Origin of the sequence: Buchnera aphidicola (Thelaxes californica) (assembly GCF_005080825.1) — a bacterium.
Classification (GTDB): domain Bacteria; phylum Pseudomonadota; class Gammaproteobacteria; order Enterobacterales; family Enterobacteriaceae; genus Buchnera_I; species Buchnera_I aphidicola_V.
This window is the reverse complement of sequence record NZ_CP034852.1, coordinates 25,790-46,321: the sequence shown is the minus strand read 5'-3', so window position 1 is coordinate 46,321 and position 20,532 is coordinate 25,790. Positions and strand designations below refer to the sequence as shown.

The 20,532-nt window shown below is 25.1% G+C and carries 13 protein-coding genes, 4 tRNA genes and 1 pseudogene; 14 read left to right on the top strand and 4 right to left on the bottom strand.

The genetic code is table 11. The features are described 5' to 3' along the window. Positions 1-85 precede the first annotated feature (85 nt). Positions 86-1,240 (top strand): acetylornithine deacetylase, encoded by a 1,155-nt coding sequence (argE, locus tag D9V80_RS00215; protein WP_158353063.1) that lies wholly within the window; start codon positions 86-88, stop codon positions 1,238-1,240. A 45-nt stretch (positions 1,241-1,285) separates the two neighbouring features. On the opposite strand, the gene D9V80_RS00210 is transcribed toward argE, so the two are convergent. Beyond that, positions 1,286-2,182, bottom strand: a complete 897-nt coding sequence (locus D9V80_RS00210; protein WP_158353061.1) for a methylenetetrahydrofolate reductase — start codon at positions 2,180-2,182, stop codon at positions 1,286-1,288. A gap of 313 nt (positions 2,183-2,495) precedes the next feature. On the opposite strand from D9V80_RS00210, the gene D9V80_RS00205 reads away from it, so the two are divergent. The 13 genes from D9V80_RS00205 to purH all read left to right on the top strand — a co-directional run bounded on the left by D9V80_RS00205 (position 2,496) and on the right by purH (position 16,899). Further along, positions 2,496-2,568, top strand: a tRNA-Thr gene (locus D9V80_RS00205). Positions 2,569-2,598: 30 nt separating this feature from the next. After that, positions 2,599-2,681 (top strand) — tRNA-Tyr (locus tag D9V80_RS00200). Positions 2,682-2,690: 9 nt separating this feature from the next. Next, positions 2,691-2,762, top strand: a tRNA-Gly gene (locus D9V80_RS00195). A gap of 65 nt (positions 2,763-2,827) precedes the next feature. Beyond that, positions 2,828-2,903 (top strand) — tRNA-Thr (locus D9V80_RS00190). Between the two features lie 287 nt (positions 2,904-3,190). Beyond that, positions 3,191-3,574: a preprotein translocase subunit SecE gene (gene secE, locus D9V80_RS02515; protein ID WP_158353059.1), complete on the top strand. Its 384-nt coding sequence runs from the start codon at positions 3,191-3,193 to the stop codon at positions 3,572-3,574. Between the two features lie 2 nt (positions 3,575-3,576). After that, positions 3,577-4,119, top strand: a complete 543-nt coding sequence (nusG, locus tag D9V80_RS00180; RefSeq protein WP_158353057.1) for a transcription termination/antitermination protein NusG — start codon at positions 3,577-3,579, stop codon at positions 4,117-4,119. A 42-nt stretch (positions 4,120-4,161) separates the two neighbouring features. After that, on the top strand, positions 4,162-4,590 hold the full coding sequence (rplK, locus tag D9V80_RS00175; RefSeq protein WP_158353054.1) for a 50S ribosomal protein L11: 429 nt from the start codon (positions 4,162-4,164) through the stop codon (positions 4,588-4,590). A gap of 1 nt (position 4,591) precedes the next feature. Then, positions 4,592-5,287 carry a 50S ribosomal protein L1 gene (gene rplA, locus D9V80_RS00170; RefSeq protein ID WP_158353052.1) on the top strand — a complete coding sequence of 232 codons (696 nt, stop codon included), beginning with the start codon at positions 4,592-4,594 and terminating at the stop codon, positions 5,285-5,287. 227 nt (positions 5,288-5,514) lie between these two features. Further along, positions 5,515-6,021, top strand: coding sequence for a 50S ribosomal protein L10 (gene rplJ / locus D9V80_RS00165; RefSeq protein WP_158353050.1), 507 nt, complete (start codon positions 5,515-5,517; stop codon positions 6,019-6,021). A 60-nt stretch (positions 6,022-6,081) separates the two neighbouring features. Continuing rightward, the gene (gene rplL, locus D9V80_RS00160) at positions 6,082-6,450 is read left to right on the top strand and encodes a 50S ribosomal protein L7/L12 (protein WP_158353048.1); all 369 of its coding nucleotides are present in this window, start codon (positions 6,082-6,084) and stop codon (positions 6,448-6,450) included. A 320-nt stretch (positions 6,451-6,770) separates the two neighbouring features. Further along, a complete protein-coding gene (rpoB, locus tag D9V80_RS00155; RefSeq protein WP_158353046.1) occupies positions 6,771-10,799 on the top strand; it encodes a DNA-directed RNA polymerase subunit beta in 4,029 nt (1,342 codons plus the stop codon). 78 nt (positions 10,800-10,877) lie between these two features. Next, positions 10,878-15,125, top strand: coding sequence for a DNA-directed RNA polymerase subunit beta' (rpoC, locus tag D9V80_RS00150; protein ID WP_158353043.1), 4,248 nt, complete (start codon positions 10,878-10,880; stop codon positions 15,123-15,125). 154 nt (positions 15,126-15,279) lie between these two features. Continuing rightward, the gene (purH, locus tag D9V80_RS00145) at positions 15,280-16,899 is read left to right on the top strand and encodes a bifunctional phosphoribosylaminoimidazolecarboxamide formyltransferase/IMP cyclohydrolase (protein WP_158353041.1); all 1,620 of its coding nucleotides are present in this window, start codon (positions 15,280-15,282) and stop codon (positions 16,897-16,899) included. 118 nt (positions 16,900-17,017) lie between these two features. On the opposite strand, the gene metE is transcribed toward purH, so the two are convergent. From metE to D9V80_RS02500, 3 genes and pseudogenes are all read right to left on the bottom strand, one after another. Next, on the bottom strand, positions 17,018-19,291 hold the full coding sequence (gene metE, locus D9V80_RS00140; protein ID WP_158353039.1) for a 5-methyltetrahydropteroyltriglutamate--homocysteine S-methyltransferase: 2,274 nt from the start codon (positions 19,289-19,291) through the stop codon (positions 17,018-17,020). 458 nt (positions 19,292-19,749) lie between these two features. After that, the gene (locus D9V80_RS00135; RefSeq protein WP_158353037.1) at positions 19,750-19,944 is read right to left on the bottom strand and encodes an HAD hydrolase family protein; all 195 of its coding nucleotides are present in this window, start codon (positions 19,942-19,944) and stop codon (positions 19,750-19,752) included. Positions 19,945-20,164: 220 nt separating this feature from the next. Continuing rightward, positions 20,165-20,437, bottom strand: a pseudogene (locus tag D9V80_RS02500) (HAD hydrolase family protein); the annotation flags it as partial. Positions 20,438-20,532: the final 95 nt, after the last annotated feature.

The following is a 20,532-nucleotide window of genomic DNA, read 5'->3' as shown; positions in this document are numbered from 1 at the left end:
AATTTTATATTTTGTATTATAAAATTTTTTTTATTTATTTTTTAATGATAAAATTGATCTACAATATAATAATAAATATATAAATATGATAAAAAGACATCAACATTTCATAGAGATTTTGAAATCACTAGTTAGTATTTCAACAGTGAGTTCTAATAATTTAAAGTACGATTGTAGTAATAAAAAATGTGTTGAAGTTATTGCAAATTATTTATATGATTTGAATTTTGAAATTGATATAACAAAAATTCCGAATAGTAATGAAAAATTTAATTTATTAGCTTGTACAAAGAATCATCAAATAAAATCTGAAGGAGGTTTATTATTATCTGGTCATACAGATACAGTTCCATGCGATGAATTTTTGTGGAATTATAATCCCTTTAAATTAATAAAAAAAAATAATAAATTATATGGTTTAGGAACAACAGATATGAAGGGTTTTTTTGCATGTATTATTAGTTTAATTACAATTATGAATTTAAAAAATATAAAAAAACCATTATATATATTGGCTACTGCAGATGAAGAAACTTCTATGCAAGGAGTAAAATATTTTTCTCAAAATACTTGTATTAAACCAGAATTGTCTATTATAGGTGAACCTACTAATCTTCAAATAGTACAATCTCATAAAGGTTATATATGTAAAAAAATTCAAATAACAACTCTTTCAGCTCATTCAAGTAATCCAGATCAAGAAAAAAATAGTATTGAGATTATGTATGAAGTGATTGGTGTTTTAATGTGTTTCAAAAATTTTTTGAAAAAAAATTTAGACTTAAATTTTAAAGTACCTTATTCTACTATGAATTTTGGTTGTATTCAAGGAGGTGACGCTCCAAATAAAATTTGTGCTTCATGTATTTTAGAATTAGATATTAGATTTATATCTTCTTTTTCTATTAAAAAAATTAATTTTTTATTAAAAAAATCTTTAATATTAGTAGAAAAAAAATGGAACATTAAAATTAAATTAAAAGATATATATGATGGTATTCCGTATTATCAATTTAAAAATTACGATTTGTTAAAAAAAGTTAAAAATACTATATCAAAAAAAAGTATTTTTGAAGATTACTGTACTGAAGCACCGTTTTTAAATTCTATTTTCCCTACTATCATTTTAGGACCTGGTTGTATTAAGCAAGCACATCAAGTCAATGAATTTATTGATATGAAATATATTATCCCCACACATACAATTTTTTCTTCTTTAATTCATAAATTTTGTTTTTAAATATTATATATATTTTATTAATATTAATTTTTTACTAAGTTTTAATTAATTTATAGCATTAATATTTTTTAATAAATTACACATAGCAGTAATAGTTATAAAATCATTTAATGTATAAAAATGAAAATGACGTACACCTTCTTGATATAATTTTTTTATAATACAAAAAGTAAAAATAGATCCAATAATATTATTATATTCGTTGTTATTGTTATTTTTTGTATTAAAAATTTCATGTATATCTTTTGGAATATGTACATTAGTTAATTTAGAAAATTTTTTTAATTGTAATAAATTTTTTATAGGCAAAATTCCTGGTATAATGTTTTTTGTAATTCCAATTTTTATACATTGTTCTCGAAAATATAAGTATTTGTCAACATCGAAAAAAAATTGAGTAATTGCTCTATTAGCCCCTGCTTCTATTTTCTGTTTTAGAAATAATAAATCTTGTTTTTTAGAGATAGCTTCGGGGTGCATTTCAGGATATGCAGCAACTGTTATGTCAAAATTTGCAATATTTTTCAATAGTTTTACTAAATCTATTGCATACATTTGATTTTGATTGAAATTTTTATTTATTATATCTCCTCTTAAAGCTACAATATTGTGAATTCCGTTCTTCCAATAATTTTTTATAATAGTAATTAAATCTTCTTGAGATATTTCTGTACAAGTTAAATGAGCAGCGGTAGGAATATTTGTTATTTTTTGTATTTTTAAAGCCATATTTTGTGTTCGATATCTATTTTTATGAATAGGACTATATGTAATTGAAAAAAATGAAGGTTCATATTCAGATAATTTTTTTGCAATAACTTCTAATTGTATGTCATTTTCTATATTTTTTGGAGGAAAAAATTCAAAAGAAAAATATATTTTTTCAGATAAATTTGAAAATCCATTATAATATATTTTTTTTATTTTTTGTTTTGTAATCATACATGATTCCTTTAAAAATTATTTTGATATATAAATGATTTATGTATTTTGATACACTAATATATTTGATATTATCACAATAATTCAAAATTTTTTATAAAAATATAATTTATTGTATTATTTTTTAAAAAAGTATACATTTATGTATATAGATTTTTTTTAAAAGTCTATTAAATAATAATATTTTTTATCAAAATATTAATTAATATACAATTTATGTATATTAAATCTTGAAAAAACAGTAAAAACATACTATCATATAAAATGTTAATTTTATGTTTAGTACAAATTTTATTTTTTTTATATAATTAAGGCCGGCTTAGCTCAGCAGGCAGAGCAACTGACTTGTAATCAGTAGGTCACCAGTTCGATTCCGGTAGCCGGCATAATTTTTTTCATTTGTAAATCAATTGAGAGGTGGGATTCCCGAGTGGTTAAAGGGAGCAGACTGTAAATCTGCCGTCGTTAGACTTCGAAGGTTCGAATCCTTCTCCCACCAAAAAAGATTGCGGACATCGTATAAAGGCTATTACCTTAGCCTTCCAAGCTGATGATGCGGGTTCGATTCCCGCTGTCCGCTATAATAAAATAATAAATATTATCATTTTATAAAAATTTTATAAAATTTTATAAATTTTATAAAATGCTGATATAGCTCAGTTTTGGTTAGAGCACTTTCATGGTAAGAAAGAGGTCCCTAGTTCAAATCTAGGTATCAGCAAATATATAAAATATTTAATAATAAATATTGTTGATAACTAATCTAAAAATTCAAATATATTGTTTTTATATTACACAAATTTCATATTTACAATACACTTTTTCTATAAAAAAATTTTTTTCAAAATTCTTAAAAAAAAGTAAAATATATATAATTTTATATATTATTTGAAATATTATATAAATATATATCATAAATTAATATTTTTTACGAATATAAAAATATTAAAATGTTACATTTTTATATTTTTAAAAATAATTGACCATAGCATTTTTTTTAGGAAGAATATGAAGAATAGACATCATAGAAAAAAAAATAAAAAAATGATTATACCTTTTTTTTTAAAAGGTTTGTCTTTTATTTCTTTTTTTTTAACTTGTATTGTTTTGCATATTTTACATACTAATATATATATATATATTTTATGTATTTTATTCGGATTATTAGTTTTTTTTATGTCTTTTTTTATGACTAATTTAGGAAAAACACTGAAGAATTTTATAGATTCTGTAAATAATGAACGGAAAAAAATTGTATACCCAAATTATTGGGAAACATTATATGTTACATTTATTATAATAGCTATTACAATCTTTATTTCATTAATTTTATGGGGATTAGATAATTTATCTTTTTATTTAATTTCTTATATAATAATGTTGAGGATATAAAAATGGTTTCTATAAGAAAACGTTGGTATGCTTTACAAGCTTTTTCTGGTTGTGAAAATAGAATAGCGAATTCTATTAAAGAATATATTCATAATAATCATCTTGAATCAATTATTGGAAAAGTTTTAGTACCTTCAGAAGAAGTTATAGAAATTAAAAAAGGTCAAAAAAAAAAAAGTGAGCAAAAATTTTTTCCAGGATATGTATTAATACATATGATTATGAATAATGAAACATGGCATTTAGTTAAAAGCATTCCTCATGTTATGGGTTTTGTTGGAGGTAATTCAGATTGTCCTTCTGTTATCAGTGATGCAGAAGTTGAAAAAATTATAATAAAATTAAATCAATTAGAAAAAAAACCGAGACCAAAAATTTTATTTGAACCTGGAGAGACTATTCGTGTAATTAACGGTCCTTTTTCTGATTTTAATGGTATTGTAGAAAAATTAGATTATGAAAAAAATAGATTAACAGTTTCCATATCGATTTTTGGTCGATCTACTCCAGTGGAATTAGATTTTGATCAAGTGGAAAAAAGTTAATATTTTTTTATATTGTATAATTTATTATATAGGTGAAATATAGTGGCAAAAAAAATACAAGGTTATATAAAATTACAAGTTTCTGCGGGGATGGCAAATCCTAGTCCTCCTATTGGACCAGCATTAGGACAAAAGGGATTGAATATTATGGAATTTTGTAAATTATTTAATACACAAACTCAAAAAATTGAAAAAGGTTTACCTGTTCCTGTTGTTATTACTGTGTATGCGGATAAAACTTTTAGTTTTATTACTAAAACTACACCAGCTTCAACTTTATTAAAAAAAGTATTAAATATTAAAGCTGGTTCTAATAATCCAAAAGAAAAAAAAATTGGATCTATTTCATACAAACAATTATATGAAATTGCAGAAATGAAAAAATCTGATATGACTGGTAATGATATAAAAAAAATGGCAAATTGTATTGCAGGTACAGCAAAATCTATGGGTATAACAATAGAGACATAATATGGATAAAAGAATTAGAACAATACGAAATTTAAAAAAAAATATAGATTTAAAAAAACCATATTCTTTTGATGAAGGTTTATTGTTTGTTAAAAAATCTGCTATAGCAAAATTTGTTGAAAGTATTGATGTTTCTATACATTTAGGAATTGATCCAAAAAAAACAGATCAAAATGTTCGTGGTACAACTGTATTACCTCACGGTATTGGACGTAATGTTACTGTTGCTGTTTTTACTAAGGATACTAAATGTGTTCAAGATGCTTATAAAGCGGGAGCTGATTTAGTAGGAATGGAAGAATTAGCACAAAAAATTAAACAAGAAAATTTAGTTTTTGATATTGTTATTGCATCTCCTGATGCCATGAAAGTGGTAAGTACTATTGGTTCTTTCTTGGGTCCTAGAGGTATTATGCCTAATCCAAAACTAGGAACAATTACAACCAATATTTTTCAAGCTGTTACAAATGCTAAATTAGGTCAAATAAAATATAAAAATGATAAAAATGGAATATTACATGCTACTATAGGAAAAGCTAATTTTACTGATATAAAATTAAAAGAAAATTTTTTGACGTTAATAAAATCTATTAAAAAAAATAAACCTAATCATTCAAAAGGTTTTTTTTTAAAAAAAATAATTCTTTCATCTACAATGGGAATATCGATAATTTTAGATCATTCTCATTTAATTTAAAAAAATTACTTTACTAAAAATTAAAAATAATTTATAGTCTTAAAAATCAAAAATATTAACTTAAAAAATTTTTATTATTCTTATTTCGACAATTATTTTTTTATTTTTTTTTATAAGATGAGTGATTGAAAAACAGAATTTTATATAAAAATATATTGTATATAGTTCAACTCTATTAAATACTAAAAATTTATATTTAAATATAAATTCAGAGGTTAAGTGAAACAATGGCGTTAAACCAAGAAGATAAAAAAAAAATTATACAAAAAATTAATAAAATTAGTAATTTAGCGCTTTCGGTAGTAATAGTAGAATTTAAAAAAATATCAGTTAATACAATTAATAAACTACGAAAAGAAGCATTTAATAATAATGTTTTTATTAATATTACACGTAATACTTTGTTAAAGCTAGCCTTTCAAAATACTGAATTTGAATGTTTAAATGCTGTATTACAGGGATCAATCTTAATTGCTTTTTCTATGAAACATCCCGGTACTGCTGTGAGAATATTAAAGAAATATGAAGAATTAAGTAATAACAATTTTAAAATTATACATGCTTCATTTGAAGGAAAATTACTTTCAAAAGAAGAAATTATTCAATTAGCTTTAATGCCAACTTATGAAGAATCGATAATGCGTTTTATGTTTACTATACAAGAAGCGTCAATAGGAAAATTTGTTCGGATTTTACATGCTATTTATCATCAAAAAAAAATTGTTGCAATATAAAAATTTAATTAGCTATTTTGAGCATGAATTATTTACGCACTATATTTAGGAATAATTGTTATGTCTATCACAAAAGAACAAATTATAGAATCTATTTCTGAAATGTCTGTAAAAAATGTAGTTGAGCTCGTTGAAGCGATGGAAAAAAGATTTGGGGTTTCTGCTTCAATATCTATGAATCAAGTTCAAGGTTCTAATCAATTAAAAAAAGAAGAAAAAACAGAATTTGATGTTTTTTTAAAAAAAATTGGACCAAATAAAGTTTCTGTCATTAAAGCTGTACGTACTGCAACTAGTTTGGGATTAAAAGAAGCAAAAGATCTTGTTGAATCAGCTCCTACTGTTATTAAAGAAAAGATTAATCATGATGATGCTCAAAAATTAAAGAAAATTTTAGAAGAAACGGGTGCTGAATCTGAAATTAAATAATATGTGGTTGCTATTACATCTCGAATAACAAATTAAATATTTTTCAATTTTTTTGTTTTTCGTGATTCTGGTGGCTACACTATTTTAAGTCACCAGTTCATGAAATAAGGTGTTTTAACTATATAAATATATATTTATAAATTATGTTTACAATATAAATTATAAATATGTTTTTTATTTTTATAAAAAAAATATGTATACAAAAAAATGAATATTTATTATAAAAAATATTTTATTATTTATTCACAAGTAATATATCGATTATATATCGATTTAAAAATATCTAATAGATTTATTTGTCATCCCAACGAGGAACCCTAATGGTTTACTCTTATACTGAAAAAAAAAGAATTCGTAAAGATTTTGGAAAACGACCTCAAGTTTTAAATATACCTTATCTGCTTGCTATTCAAAAAAAATCTTTTAAAAATTTTATTCAGTTAAATTCGAAAAATGTATGTGGATTAAATTCAGCTTTTCTCTCTGTATTTCCGATAAAAAGTTATAATAATATTGCTGAATTGCAATATATCAGTTTTCGTATTGGTGAAAAAATTTTTAAGGTTCATGAATGTAGAATTAGAGGATTAACTTATTCTGCTCCTTTAAGAGTAAAATTACGTCTTATTATTTATGAAAGAGATTCTTTTACTCCGACTATAAAAGATATAAAAGAACAAGAAGTATATATGGGAGAAATTCCATTAATGACGAGCACTGGAACTTTTGTAGTAAATGGAACAGAGCGAGTAGTAGTATCTCAATTACATCGTAGTCCAGGAGTTTTTTTTGATAGTGATAAAGGTAAAACACATTCTTCTGGAAAAATCTTATATAATGCTCGTATTATTCCATATCGTGGCTCTTGGTTAGATTTTGAATTTGATCCTAAAGATCATTTATTTGCACGGATTGATAGAAGAAGAAAATTACCAGTTACAATTATATTAAGAGCATTAAATTACAATACTGAACAAATATTAGATATTTTTTTTAAAAAAAATGTTTTTTATATCAAACAGAATACAATTGAATTAGCATTAATTCCAGATAGATTAAGAGGAGAAACCGCTGCTTTTGATATAGAATATTTAGGTATTAAGTATGTTGAAAAAGGAAAAAGAATTACAGCTAGACATATACAAAATTTAAAACAGAATAATGTCAATATTATTACTGTTCCTGAAGAATATATGTTTAAAAAAATTGTTGCTAAAGATTATATACATCCGATTACAGGTGAAACTATTATTTCTGCGAATACAGAATTATCATTAGATATCATTCAAAATATTAAAAAATCTGGTTTTGAAGAAATTGAAACAATATTTACTAATGATTTAGATCATGGTCCTTATATTTCTGATACTCTTAAAATTGATCCTTCTTGTGATAAATCAACTGCATTAATAGAAATTTATAGAATGATGAGACCAGGAGAACCTCCAACAAAAGAAGCTTCAGAACATTTATTTGATAATTTATTTTTTAATGAAGAACGATATGATTTATCTCCTGTAGGTAGAATGAAATTTAATCGTTCTTTATTTCAATCTACATCTGACGGTTTAGGAATTTTAAATCACAAAGATATTATTGGTGTAATTAAAAAACTGATTAATATTCGCAATGGTAAAGGGGATATTGACGATATAGATCATCTAGGTAATAGAAGAATAAGATCAATTGGAGAAATGGCAGAAAATCAATTCCGCATAGGATTAGTTCGAGTGGAACGAGCAGTAAAAGAACGATTATCTATTGGAGATATTGAAACTGTTATGCCTCAAGATATAATTAATGCTAAACCTATTTCTGCTGCAATTAAAGAATTTTTTGGATCTAGTCAATTATCACAATTTATGGATCAAAATAATCCTTTATCTGAAATTACTCATAAACGTCGTATTTCTGCATTAGGTGTTGGAGGTTTAACACGAGAAAGAGCAGGTTTTGAAGTAAGAGATGTACATCCAACACATTATGGAAGAGTATGTCCAATAGAAACTCCAGAAGGTCCTAATATCGGTTTAATTAATTCTTTAGCGGTATATGCAAAAACTAATAAATATGGTTTTTTAGAAACACCTTATCGTACAGTACATTTAGGATCAGTGAGTAATGACATTCATTATTTATCTGCTATAGAAGAAGGTAATTATGTTATTGCACAAGCTAATACAGATTTAAATGATTCAGGATTTTTTACTGATGATTTTATTACTTGTAGATATAAAGGGGAGTCAGGTTTATTTCATTGTGATCAAGTTCAGTATATGGATGTATCTAATCAACAAATTGTATCGGTTGGTGCTTCTTTGATTCCTTTTTTAGAACATGATGATGCAAATCGAGCATTAATGGGTGCAAATATGCAAAGACAAGCTGTTCCTACTTTAAAAGCTGAAAAACCATTAATAGGGACAGGAATGGAGCGTGTAGTAGCAGTTGATTCTGGAGTTACAATTGTTAATAAAAGAGATGGAATAGTACAATATGTAGATGCTTCTAAAATTATTATAAAAGTACATGAAAATATGTTGAATGTTGATGAATCTGGGATAGATATCTATCACTTAACTAAATATGCAAGATCTAATCAAAATACTTGTATTAATCAAATTCCTTGTGTTTTTTTAAATGATATAGTAAAAAAAGGTGATATTATTGCTGATGGTACTGCAACAGATTTAGGAGAATTGGCATTAGGACAAAATATGCGAGTTGCTTTTATGCCTTGGAATGGATACAATTTTGAGGATTCTATATTAATTTCTGAAAAAATTGTTAGAGAAGATCGATTTACTACAATACATATTCAAGAATTGTCATGTATATCTCGTGATACAAAACTAGGTCCTGAAGAAATAACGGCAGATATACCCAATGTAGGAGATTCTTCTTTAGTAAAATTAGATGAATCTGGAATTGTTTATATTGGTGCTGAAGTTACTGGTGGTGAAATTTTAATAGGTAAAGTTACCCCTAAAGGTGAAACACAATTAACTCCAGAAGAAAAATTATTAAGAGCTATTTTTGGTGAAAAAGCTTCAGATGTAAAAGATTCTTCTTTACGTGTTCCTAATGGAACTTCTGGAACGGTCATTGATGTACAAATCTTTACTAGAGATGGAATTAAAAAAGATACAAGAACTTTAGAAATTGAAAAATTAGCATTGCAAGATGTACAGAAAAAATTAAAAAAAGAATTAAAAATATTTGAGTTTAATTTATTTTTAAGAGTAAAAAAATTACTTTTAAGTGAAGGTATTTCTTTAATTTTATTAAATAGTTTACCATATGAAAAATGGTTAAATATTTCTTTGAAATGTGAAGAAAAAAAAGAAATGTTACATCAATTTGTTATTCAATACAATAATTTAAAGAAAAATTTTAAAAAGAAATTATTGCTACAACAAAAAAAAATTGTTCAAGGAGATGATTTAGCTCCTGGAATTTTAAAAATTGTAAAGGTATATTTAGCTGTGAAAAGAAACGTGCAAACAGGAGATAAAATGGCTGGTAGACATGGAAATAAAGGAGTTATTTCTAAAATTAATCCTGTTGAAGACATGCCCTATGACGAACATGGAATTCCTGTAGATATTGTATTAAATCCATTAGGTGTACCATCTAGAATGAATATAGGTCAAATATTAGAAACACATTTAGGTATGGCTGCAAAAGGTATTGGAGATAAAATTAATTTACTTCTGAAAAGAAATAGTGAAATCATAGATTTAAGAAATTTTATACAAGAAGCGTATAATATTGGATCTAATTTGCGTCAAAAAATTGATTTAACTTGTTTTTCAGATGAAGAAATTATAATATTGGCTAACAATTTAAAATATGGTATGCCAATTGCTTCTCCTGTTTTTGATGGAGCACAAGAAACAGAAATAAAAAAATTTTTACACTTAGCAGGACTTCCAACTTCAGGACAAATTCAATTATTTGATGGACGTACTGGAGAAAAATTTGAACGCCCTGTCACTGTCGGGTATATGTATATGTTAAAATTAAATCATTTGGTTGATGATAAAATGCACGCTAGATCTACTGGTTCTTATAGTTTAGTAACTCAACAACCATTAGGAGGAAAAGCACAATTTGGAGGACAACGTTTTGGAGAAATGGAAGTTTGGGCGTTAGAAGCTTATGGTGCTTCTTACACATTGCAAGAAATGTTAACTGTTAAATCTGATGATGTTAACGGAAGAACAAAATTATATAAAAATATAGTAGATGGAAATTATCATATGGAACCTGGTATGCCGGAATCTTTTAATGTATTAATAAAAGAAATTCGATCTTTAGCTATTAACATTGAGTTAGAAAATGAATAAAAAAATTTTTTAATTTACACCACTCCACACACAATTAGATCAATTCGAAATTTTCTATTTCTCCGAGAGCACTAATCTGTGAAAGATCTATTAAAAATCCTACAAATACAAAATAAAAATGAAGAATTTGATTCAATAAAAATTGCATTATCTTCTCCTGATATCATTCGTTCGTGGTCTTTTGGAGAAGTCAAAAAACCTGAGACGATTAATTATCGTACTTTCAAACCTGAAAAAGACGGACTTTTTTGTGCAAAAATTTTTGGACCAGTGAAAGATTATGAATGCCTATGCGGTAAATATAAAAGATTAAAACATAGAGGAGTAATTTGTGAAAAATGCGGTGTTGAAGTAACACAAAGTAAAGTGAGAAGAGACCGAATGGGGCATATTGAATTAGCTGCACCTATTGCTCATATATGGTTTTTAAAGTCTTTACCTTCTCGAATTGGTTTATTATTAGATATGCCTTTAAGAGATATTGAAAGGGTACTGTATTTTGAGTCTTATGTTGTCATAAATGGAGGTACTACTAAATTTAATAGAGGAAAAATTTTAAATGAAGAACAATATTTAAATGCTTTAGAAGAATTTGGAGATAGTTTTACTGCAAAGATGGGGGCAGAAGCAATTCAATTGCTTTTAAAAAGTATTAATATTAAACCAGAATGTAAAAAATTAAAATTAGAATTACATTCTAGTCATTCGGAAACAAAACGTAAAAAATTAACAAAAAGAATAAAAATATTAGAGTCTTTTTTACAATCTTCTAATAAACCTGAATGGATGATTCTTACAGTGTTACCTATTTTACCTCCAGATTTAAGACCTTTAGTACCTTTAGATGGAGGAAGATTTGCTACATCAGATTTAAACGACTTGTATCGTAGAGTTATTAACAGAAATAACAGATTGAAAAGATTATTAGATTTATCCGCACCAGATATTATTGTTAGAAATGAAAAAAGAATGTTACAAGAATCTATAGATGCATTACTGGATAATGGTCGTAGAGGAAAAGCGATCACAGGTTCTAATAAAAGACCTTTAAAATCTTTAGCAGATATGATTAAAGGAAAACAAGGAAGATTTCGACAAAATTTATTAGGAAAAAGAGTAGATTATTCTGGTCGTTCAGTAATTACTGTGGGACCATATTTAAGATTAAGTCAATGTGGTTTACCAAAAAAAATGGCTTTGGAATTATTTAAACCGTTTATATATGGGAAACTTGAGTTGCGTAATTTAGCAAATACCATTAAGTCTGCAAAAAAAATGGTAGAAACAGAAGAACCGATTGTATGGGATATTTTAGATGAAGTTATAAAAGAGCATGCAGTACTTTTAAATCGTGCTCCTACTTTACATCGGTTAGGTATTCAGGCATTTGAGCCTATTTTAATAGAAGGAAAAGCAATACAGTTACATCCTTTAGTATGTGCAGCTTATAATGCTGATTTTGACGGAGATCAAATGGCAGTGCATGTTCCTTTAACTGATGAAGCTCAATTAGAAGCTCGTGCTTTAATGATGTCGACTAATAATATTCTTTCTCCAGCTAATGGAGAACCAATTATTGTACCATCTCAAGATGTTGTATTGGGATTATATTATATGACACGAGAGAAAAAAGATGCAAAAGGAACAGGTATGATTTTAGGGAGCATAGCAGAAGCTGAAAAAGTATATCAATTGGGTATTGCTGAATTACATGCTTCTGTCAAAGTAAGAATAAAAGAATATGTTAAAAAAACAGATAGTACTTTTAAAAAATATGAAAGAGTAGTTTTAACAACAATTGGAAGAGCAATTTTGTGGATTATTATACCTAAAGGGTTACCATTTTGTATGATTAATCAAGTTTTGGGTAAAAAGTTGATTTCTAATATGTTAAATACATGTTATAGAATACTAGGTTTAAAGGCCACTGTTTCATTTGCAGACCAAATTATGTATACGGGTTTTAATTATGCTACTAAATCAGGAGCATCTGTTGGAATTAATGATATGATTATTCCAAAAGAAAAAGATGAAATTATTTCAGAAGCGTTAGATGAAGTGTCTGAAATTCAAGAACAATTTCAATCTGGATTAGTAACTTCTGGAGAGAGATATAATAAGGTAATTGATATTTGGTCTGTTGCAAATGAACGAGTTGCCAAAGCTATGATGAACAATTTATCTACAGAAAATATATATAATGAAAAACAAGAATTGTTAAGACATACATCTTTCAATAGTATTTTTATGATGGCTGATTCAGGAGCTAGAGGTTCTGCAGCACAAATTAGACAATTAGCTGGAATGAGAGGTTTAATGGCAAAACCAGATGGTTCTATTATTGAAACCCCCATTACTGCAAATTTTAGAGAAGGTTTAAATGTATTACAATATTTTATTTCTACTCATGGAGCGCGCAAAGGATTAGCAGATACAGCTTTAAAAACAGCTAATTCTGGTTATTTAACACGAAGATTAGTAGATGTAGCTCAAGATTTAGTAGTAACTGAAGATGATTGTGGAACTAATAAAGGAATAATCATGACTTCGGTTATTGAAGGTGGCGATATTAAAGAGCCTTTAAGAGAGAGAGTATTAGGTAGAGTAACTGCGGAAATAATATATACACCTGGATCAAAGAAACAAATTTTAATTGAATGTGATGTTATGTTAAATGAAGAATTATGTGATTTATTAGAAATTAATTCAATTGATATTATAAAAGTACGTTCTGTTGTACATTGTGAAACAAATTTTGGAGTTTGCTCTTATTGTTATGGTAGAGATTTATCGAGAGGAAGTTTAGTAAATAAAGGTGAAGCTATTGGAGTCATAGCTGCTCAATCTATTGGAGAACCTGGAACTCAATTAACTATGAGAACTTTTCATATTGGAGGAGCAGCTTCTAGAATAGCAACAGAATCTCACATACAAGTTAAACATACTGGAAAAGTACAATTACATTGTGCTAAATTTGTTAAAAATTCTTTTGGAAAAACAATAATTACTTCAAGAAATTCAGAATTAAGAATGATTGATGAATATGGACGTGTTAAAGAAAGTTATAAAACACCGTATGGTGCAATTATTGAAAAAGAACATGGTTCTATAGCAAGTTCTGGAGAGATTATTGCTAAGTGGGATCCTCATACGATGCCTATTATTACTGAAGTTAGTGGTTTTATAAAATTTATTGACATGATTAATGGACAAAGTATTATCAGACAAACAGATGATCTAACTGGTTTAACTTCAATAATTGTTTTAGAAACATCTGAAAGAAATATTTTAGGAAAAGATTTACGACCGGCATTAAAGATTGTTGATAAAAATGGAAACGATGTTTTACTTCCTGGAACAGAAGTATCTGCACAATATTTTTTACCTGGTAAATCTATAGTTCAAATAAGTGATTCTAGTAGTATTAAAGTAGGTGATACTTTAGCTAGAATTCCTCAAGAATCTTCTGGTACTAAAGATATTACTGGGGGGTTACCAAGGGTAGCAGATTTATTTGAAGCTAGAAGACCAAAAGAATTGGCAATTTTAGCTGAAATTAGTGGAATTATTTCTTTTGGTAAAGAAACAAAAGGAAAAATACGTTTGATTATTACTTCAAGTGATAGTGATATACTTCCATATGAAGAAATGATTCCAAAATGGAGACAATTAAATGTATTTGAAGGAGAGCGAGTAGAAAAAGGAGATATTATATCTGATGGTCCTGAATCTTCTCATGATATATTGAGATTGAGAGGTGTTCAATCAGTTACACAGTATATTGTGAATGAAGTACAAGATGTATATCGATTACAAGGAGTTAAAATTAATGATAAACATATCGAGGTCATTATACGTCAAATGTTGAGAAAAGCAACGATCATATCATCAGAAGATTCAGATTTTTTAAATGGAGAACAAGTTGAATTTTCTAAAATTAGAATGGAAAATAAAAGATTATCTCTTTTAGGAAAAAAAGTAGCAATTTATAATAGAGATTTACTCGGTATTACAAAAGCATCTTTAGCAACAGAATCTTTTATATCAGCTGCATCTTTTCAAGAAACAACTCGTGTATTAACTGAATCAGCAGTTGCTGGTAAAAAAGATGATTTAAGAGGTTTAAAAGAAAATGTTATTGTTGGTCGTTTAATACCAGCAGGTACTGGTTATTCTTATCATAAAGAACGTTTTTTATATAGAAAAAGTCAATTTGATCAAAAATTATTAAATAAAAATCATATTGGTCTTACTTCGTTATCTTCAGTTGAAGAGGCATCAGCTAATTTATCAGAAATGTTAAATTCTGACCTTAATTCAGAATAAATAATAGTCAAAATTTTTATATTGTTGTTTTTTTATTGATGGAATATTTATAAAATAGTTTATGTATATTTTTTAACAATTTTTTAAAAATAGATTTTTTTTTAAAAATCTATTTTTATTTCAAAAAAATAATCTTATTATAGTGAACTAAAATATGCCATATTTAAAAAAAAATAATGCATTAATTAGTGTATTTGATAAAACTAACATTATTGGTATTGCTCAAAAGTTAAAAAAAAATGATTTTAACATTTTTACTACTGGAAATACTTATGAATTTTTATTAAAAAATGGAATTCAATCGGAAAAAATTACGAATTATATTGATTTTCCTGAAATTATGAATGGTAAAATTAAAACACTTCATCCAAAAATATTTGGAGGTGTATTATATGATTATTCTCAAGATAAACAAGTGATTCAAGATTATAACTTAATTACATTTAATTTAATTATTGTTAATTTTTATTCTTTTCCTATTTGCAAATCAATTAATAATATTGATATTAAAATCATTGAAAATATTGATATTGGAGGTCCAGCATTAGTTCGAGCAGCATCAAAAAATTATAAAAATGTAATGGTAATTACGGATATTAACGATTATTCTATTATTGATCATTGTTTAAAAGAAAAAAATAATCGTGTATTTTTTGATTGTAATGAAAAAATTCAATTAAGATTAGCAGCGAAAGCTTTTAAATATGTTTATTTGTATGACAAAGTGATTTATAAATATTTTTTAAAAATAACTTCAGAAAAAATTAATATTTCTTTTCCTGAAAATTTTTCTGTATATTTAAAAAAAAAAATGGATTTGAGATATGGTGAAAACCCTCATCAAAAAGCTGCTTTATATATTGAAGAAGATGTATTAGAAAAATGTTCTATTATAAATTCTAAAAAAATACAAGGTAAAGAATTATCTTATAACAATTTGTTAGATGGTAATGCTGCTTTAGAATGTCTTAAAGAGTTTAGAGAACTAGGAGAATGTACTTGTGTTATCGTTAAACATAATAATCCGAGTAGTATTGCGATCAGAAAAAATATTCTTGACGCTTATAAATCGGCTTATTGTAATGATCCAATTTCCTCGTTTGGGGGTATAATTGCTTTCAATCAAATTTTAGATATAGACACTATAAAATATATAGTAAAAAATCAATTTTTAGAAATGATCATTGTTCCTGAAATATCTAAAATAGCATGTAATTTTTTATTAAAAAATAAACCAATGATTCGAGTTTTAATTGTTAATAATTTATATATGAAAAATAATAATATAAATAACCAATTATATGAAATGAAACAAATTAATGGGGGTATGTTAATACAAAATGTTAACAATGTTTGTCATACAAAATATGTAAAAGAATGGTCTGTGGTTAGTATGAAATATCCATCTCAATTTGAGATGCGAGATTGTATTTTTGCTATAAAGGTTGTTAAGTGTATTCAATCTAATGCTGTTGTTTATGTGAATAATCTTCAAACACTGGCAATTGGAGGGGGGCAAACTAGTAGAATTGATTCAGTAAATTTAGCGAATCAAAAATTAAACAATAATAAAATTGATAAAAAATTTAATTCTTTAGTGTTAGCATCTGATGCTTTTTTTCCATTTAAAGACTCTATTGAAAGTGCTTTTTTAAAAGGAGTGACATGTATTATTCAACCAGGAGGATCGGTAAGAGATCAAGAAGTTATTCAAACAGTTAACAAATTAGGAATGAGTATGATTTTTACTCATAAAAGATATTTTAGACATTAATTTTTTTTAAATATTTTTTTTATGAAAAAAGATGATATCTAAAATTAGATATTTAGAATTTTTTTCTATATTACTTCTTTTAAAGTAATATAGAAAATTTTTAGTATTTTTAATTTTTTTATAATTTATTTCTAATATTAATAGCTGCTTGTATCATAGCTTTTATCGATAATTTTGTTTCATCCCAACTTCTAGTTTTTAAACCACAATCTGGATTAACCCATAATCGATTTATATCTATACAATTTATTGCTTTTTTTAAAAGTTGTTCTATACATTCTATTGTTGGAATATTAGGAGAATGAATGTCATATACTCCTGGTCCTATTTCATTTGGATATTGAAATTTTTTAAATATTTCTAATAATTCCATATCAGATCGTGAAGTTTCTATTGTAATAACATCTGCATCTAATTGAGTAATGGCATTCATAAAATCGTTAAACTCACAGTAACACATATGTGTATGAATTTGTGTAGAATCTTTAACTCCATAATAACTTAATTTAAATGCGTTTATTGCCCATTTTAGATATGGTTCCCATTCTTTTTTAATTAATGGTAATCCTTCTCTTAGTGCTGGTTCATCAATTTGAATAATATTAATTCCTGATTTTTCTAATTCTAAAACTTCGTCTTGTAACGATAAAGCTAATTGTGTAGCAATTTTTTCTTTAGAAATGTCTTCTCTTGGAAATGACCATTGTAAAATTGTAACAGGTCCTGTTAACATTCCTTTTATTGGTTTTTTTGTTAAACTTTGGGCATATTTTGTAAGTTTTACAGTAATGTCTTTTTTTCTACTAACATCTCCTATTATAATAGGAGGTTTTACACAACGTGATCCATAACTTTGTACCCATCCATTTTCAGTAAAAGTAAAACCATTTAAATTTTCTCCAAAATATTCTACCATATCATTTCTTTCTGGTTCACCATGTACTAATACATCTAATCCTAATTTTTCTTGTTCTTCTATATTTTTTTTAATTATTTTCTTAATTTCATTATTATAAATATTTTGATTTATTTTTGAATTTTTAAAATCCATTCTTATTTTTCTTAACGCATTAGTTTGAGGAAAAGAACCAATTGTTGTTGTTGGTAGAATGGGTAAATTTAATAGTTTTTTTTGTTCTAAAGAACGTATGTAATATTTATTATATCTTTTTGGAATACATAATACATTTTTTTTTATTCTATTTTGTACATTTGTATCATTGACGATATTTGATTGATGTCTTTCAATAATTGGTTGTGTCCACGAAACTAATTTTTCAATATTATCTTCTTTTAACGCATTTTTTAATAAAAATAATTCATGACATTTTTGAACAGAGAAGGCAAACCATTTTTTAATTTCTGTATTTATTTTTTTTTCATATTGTACATCTATTGGACAATGTAACAAAGAGCAAGATGAACTTAAAAATATTTTTTTTCGTTCATTGTATATTTTTTTAATCTTTTGAAACCAATATATTAAATCAGATTTCCAAATATTTCTTCCATTAATTATTCCTAATGATAATAGCCAATCTTTTGGAATTTTTTTGTGTAATGTATATAATTCACTTTTACAATTAATTAAATCTAAATGTAAACCTTGTATTGGTAAATTAACAATAGTTTCAAAGTTATGTGTTATATCTCCAAAATAAGTGGTTAATATGATATTATTTTTATTGTTTTTATTAAAAAAATTATAAGTATAAAAAAATGCATTAAGCCAACTTTCTGGCAAGTCTAACGATAATATTGGTTCATCAATTTGAACCCAATCAATATTTCTTTTTTTTATTTTTTCTAAAAGTAATTGATATATAGGTAAAATATTGTTTAATAATTCTAATTTATCAAAGTGTTTTCCTTTGATTTTTCCTAACCATAAATAGCTTAAAGGACCTAAAACAATAGGTTTTGCTTTATAACCATATGATATAGCTTCATCCAATTCATCAATTAATTGAGTCCATTGATATTGAAAAGTATTATTTTTAATAAATTCAGGAACAATATAATGATAATTAGTGTTAAACCATTTTGTCATTTCGGAAGCTGAAGTTTTAGGGCCAGTTGGAGCAGTTCCTCTTGCTATACGAAATAAAGTATCTATATTTATAATATGATTATTGTATTGATGTCTTTTTGGAATATTACCTAACATCATTGTTGTACTTAAAACATGGTCGTACCATGCAAAATCACCTACCGGTATTAAATCAATACCTAATTTAATTTGTTGTTCCCAATGTGTTTTTCTTAGTTTTTTTCCTATTTTAAATAATTCTGTTTGAGATATTTTTTTTGCCCAATATTTTTCTTGTGCTTGTTTCAGTTCTCTATTTATTCCTATTCTTGGATAACCTAAAATAGTATTAGAAATGTTCATTTGATTTTTTTTTCTCCAATATATTTTTTATATAAAAAATCTAGTATAAAAATATATTTTTTTTATAAAAATGTTTTGGATAAAATTAAAATTTGTATTGTAATATATTTATTTTTTAATCAATATGAATACAGTGATACACAAAAATTAATTAAATATTATATATTAATTTAATTATATATTATGTATATAGATGTTTGAAGAGTCATTATATGAATAACATTTTTCTGATAATTTTTAATTATATGATTGAATTTTATTGTAATATTTTTTTAAAAATAATGTAATAGTTAAAATTTTTTTAATTATTATTATATAAAATTATTTTTATATTAAAAAATTATAATTTTATGTGTTTATATTTTCATTATTAAAATAGGATAACTTCATTTTTTTTTCAGAGAAATATTTTTTTAAACGTTTTTCAATTCCATCATGATTATGACTATCTATCATACTTAAAAAGGTAATTTATTTTTTAATTTTTTATCTCCATTATTCATAATAAAACTTATTCCTGACATAGATAACATATCATAATTATTGAACCCATCTTCAAAAGAAATACATTTTTTAAATGATAAAGTTAATTTTTTTAGTAAAAATTTTAACGCTTGTCCTTTAGAAACATTAAAATGATTAATTTTAAACATCCAATATTATAAAAAATAGCATTAATTTTTTGATTTCATTTTTTATTATGATTAATTTTAATTGATTTAATTTTAAATAATTTCACGACGTAAAAAATATTTTTCTACTTATTTTTATAAAGAAATTTTTTTCATATATATGATAATTTGTATAAAAAGATTGAAAAATTTTAGATGGAATATCATCAATCTTATTGATATACCAATTATTTTTATAATATTATTGAGTAATAACTTTTATATCTGAATAAACTATTTGACTTAATTCATAAGTTAGTTCTTTAATTAATATTATCAGAGTATATATTTTTTTTTGATGTAAAGCATATATTTCAGATACATTACCAGTAATCATATATGCATTAATTTTGAATAGACTTAGAATATTTTGTGTATTAATCAATTCTTTGCCTGTATCAATAATAAAAATAATGTTTTTTTCTATAATTTGTTTTAGAATTTTTATAGTATAGTCACTGATATTATAATCAGAGTTGAGTAATGTTCTATTTCAATCATAAGATATAGTTTGATATATATATTTATTTCTTTGTTATAAATTCATAATAATAATTATATTATTACAAT

What these genes read in the sequence shown, in the direction of transcription:
- argE (WP_158353063.1), top strand. Translation starts at nt 86, where the DNA reads ATGATAAAAAGACATCAACATTTCATAGAGATTTTGAAATCACTAGTT.
- D9V80_RS00210 (WP_158353061.1), bottom strand. Translation starts at nt 2,182, where the DNA reads ATGATTACAAAACAAAAAATAAAAAAAATATATTATAATGGATTTTCA.
- secE (WP_158353059.1), top strand. Translation starts at nt 3,191, where the DNA reads ATGAAGAATAGACATCATAGAAAAAAAAATAAAAAAATGATTATACCT.
- nusG (WP_158353057.1), top strand. Translation starts at nt 3,577, where the DNA reads ATGGTTTCTATAAGAAAACGTTGGTATGCTTTACAAGCTTTTTCTGGT.
- rplA (WP_158353052.1), top strand. Translation starts at nt 4,592, where the DNA reads ATGGATAAAAGAATTAGAACAATACGAAATTTAAAAAAAAATATAGAT.
- rplJ (WP_158353050.1), top strand. Translation starts at nt 5,515, where the DNA reads ATGGCGTTAAACCAAGAAGATAAAAAAAAAATTATACAAAAAATTAAT.
- rplL (WP_158353048.1), top strand. Translation starts at nt 6,082, where the DNA reads ATGTCTATCACAAAAGAACAAATTATAGAATCTATTTCTGAAATGTCT.
- rpoB (WP_158353046.1), top strand. Translation starts at nt 6,771, where the DNA reads ATGGTTTACTCTTATACTGAAAAAAAAAGAATTCGTAAAGATTTTGGA.
- purH (WP_158353041.1), top strand. Translation starts at nt 15,280, where the DNA reads ATGCCATATTTAAAAAAAAATAATGCATTAATTAGTGTATTTGATAAA.
- metE (WP_158353039.1), bottom strand. Translation starts at nt 19,291, where the DNA reads ATGAACATTTCTAATACTATTTTAGGTTATCCAAGAATAGGAATAAAT.
- D9V80_RS00135 (WP_158353037.1), bottom strand. Translation starts at nt 19,944, where the DNA reads ATGTTTAAAATTAATCATTTTAATGTTTCTAAAGGACAAGCGTTAAAA.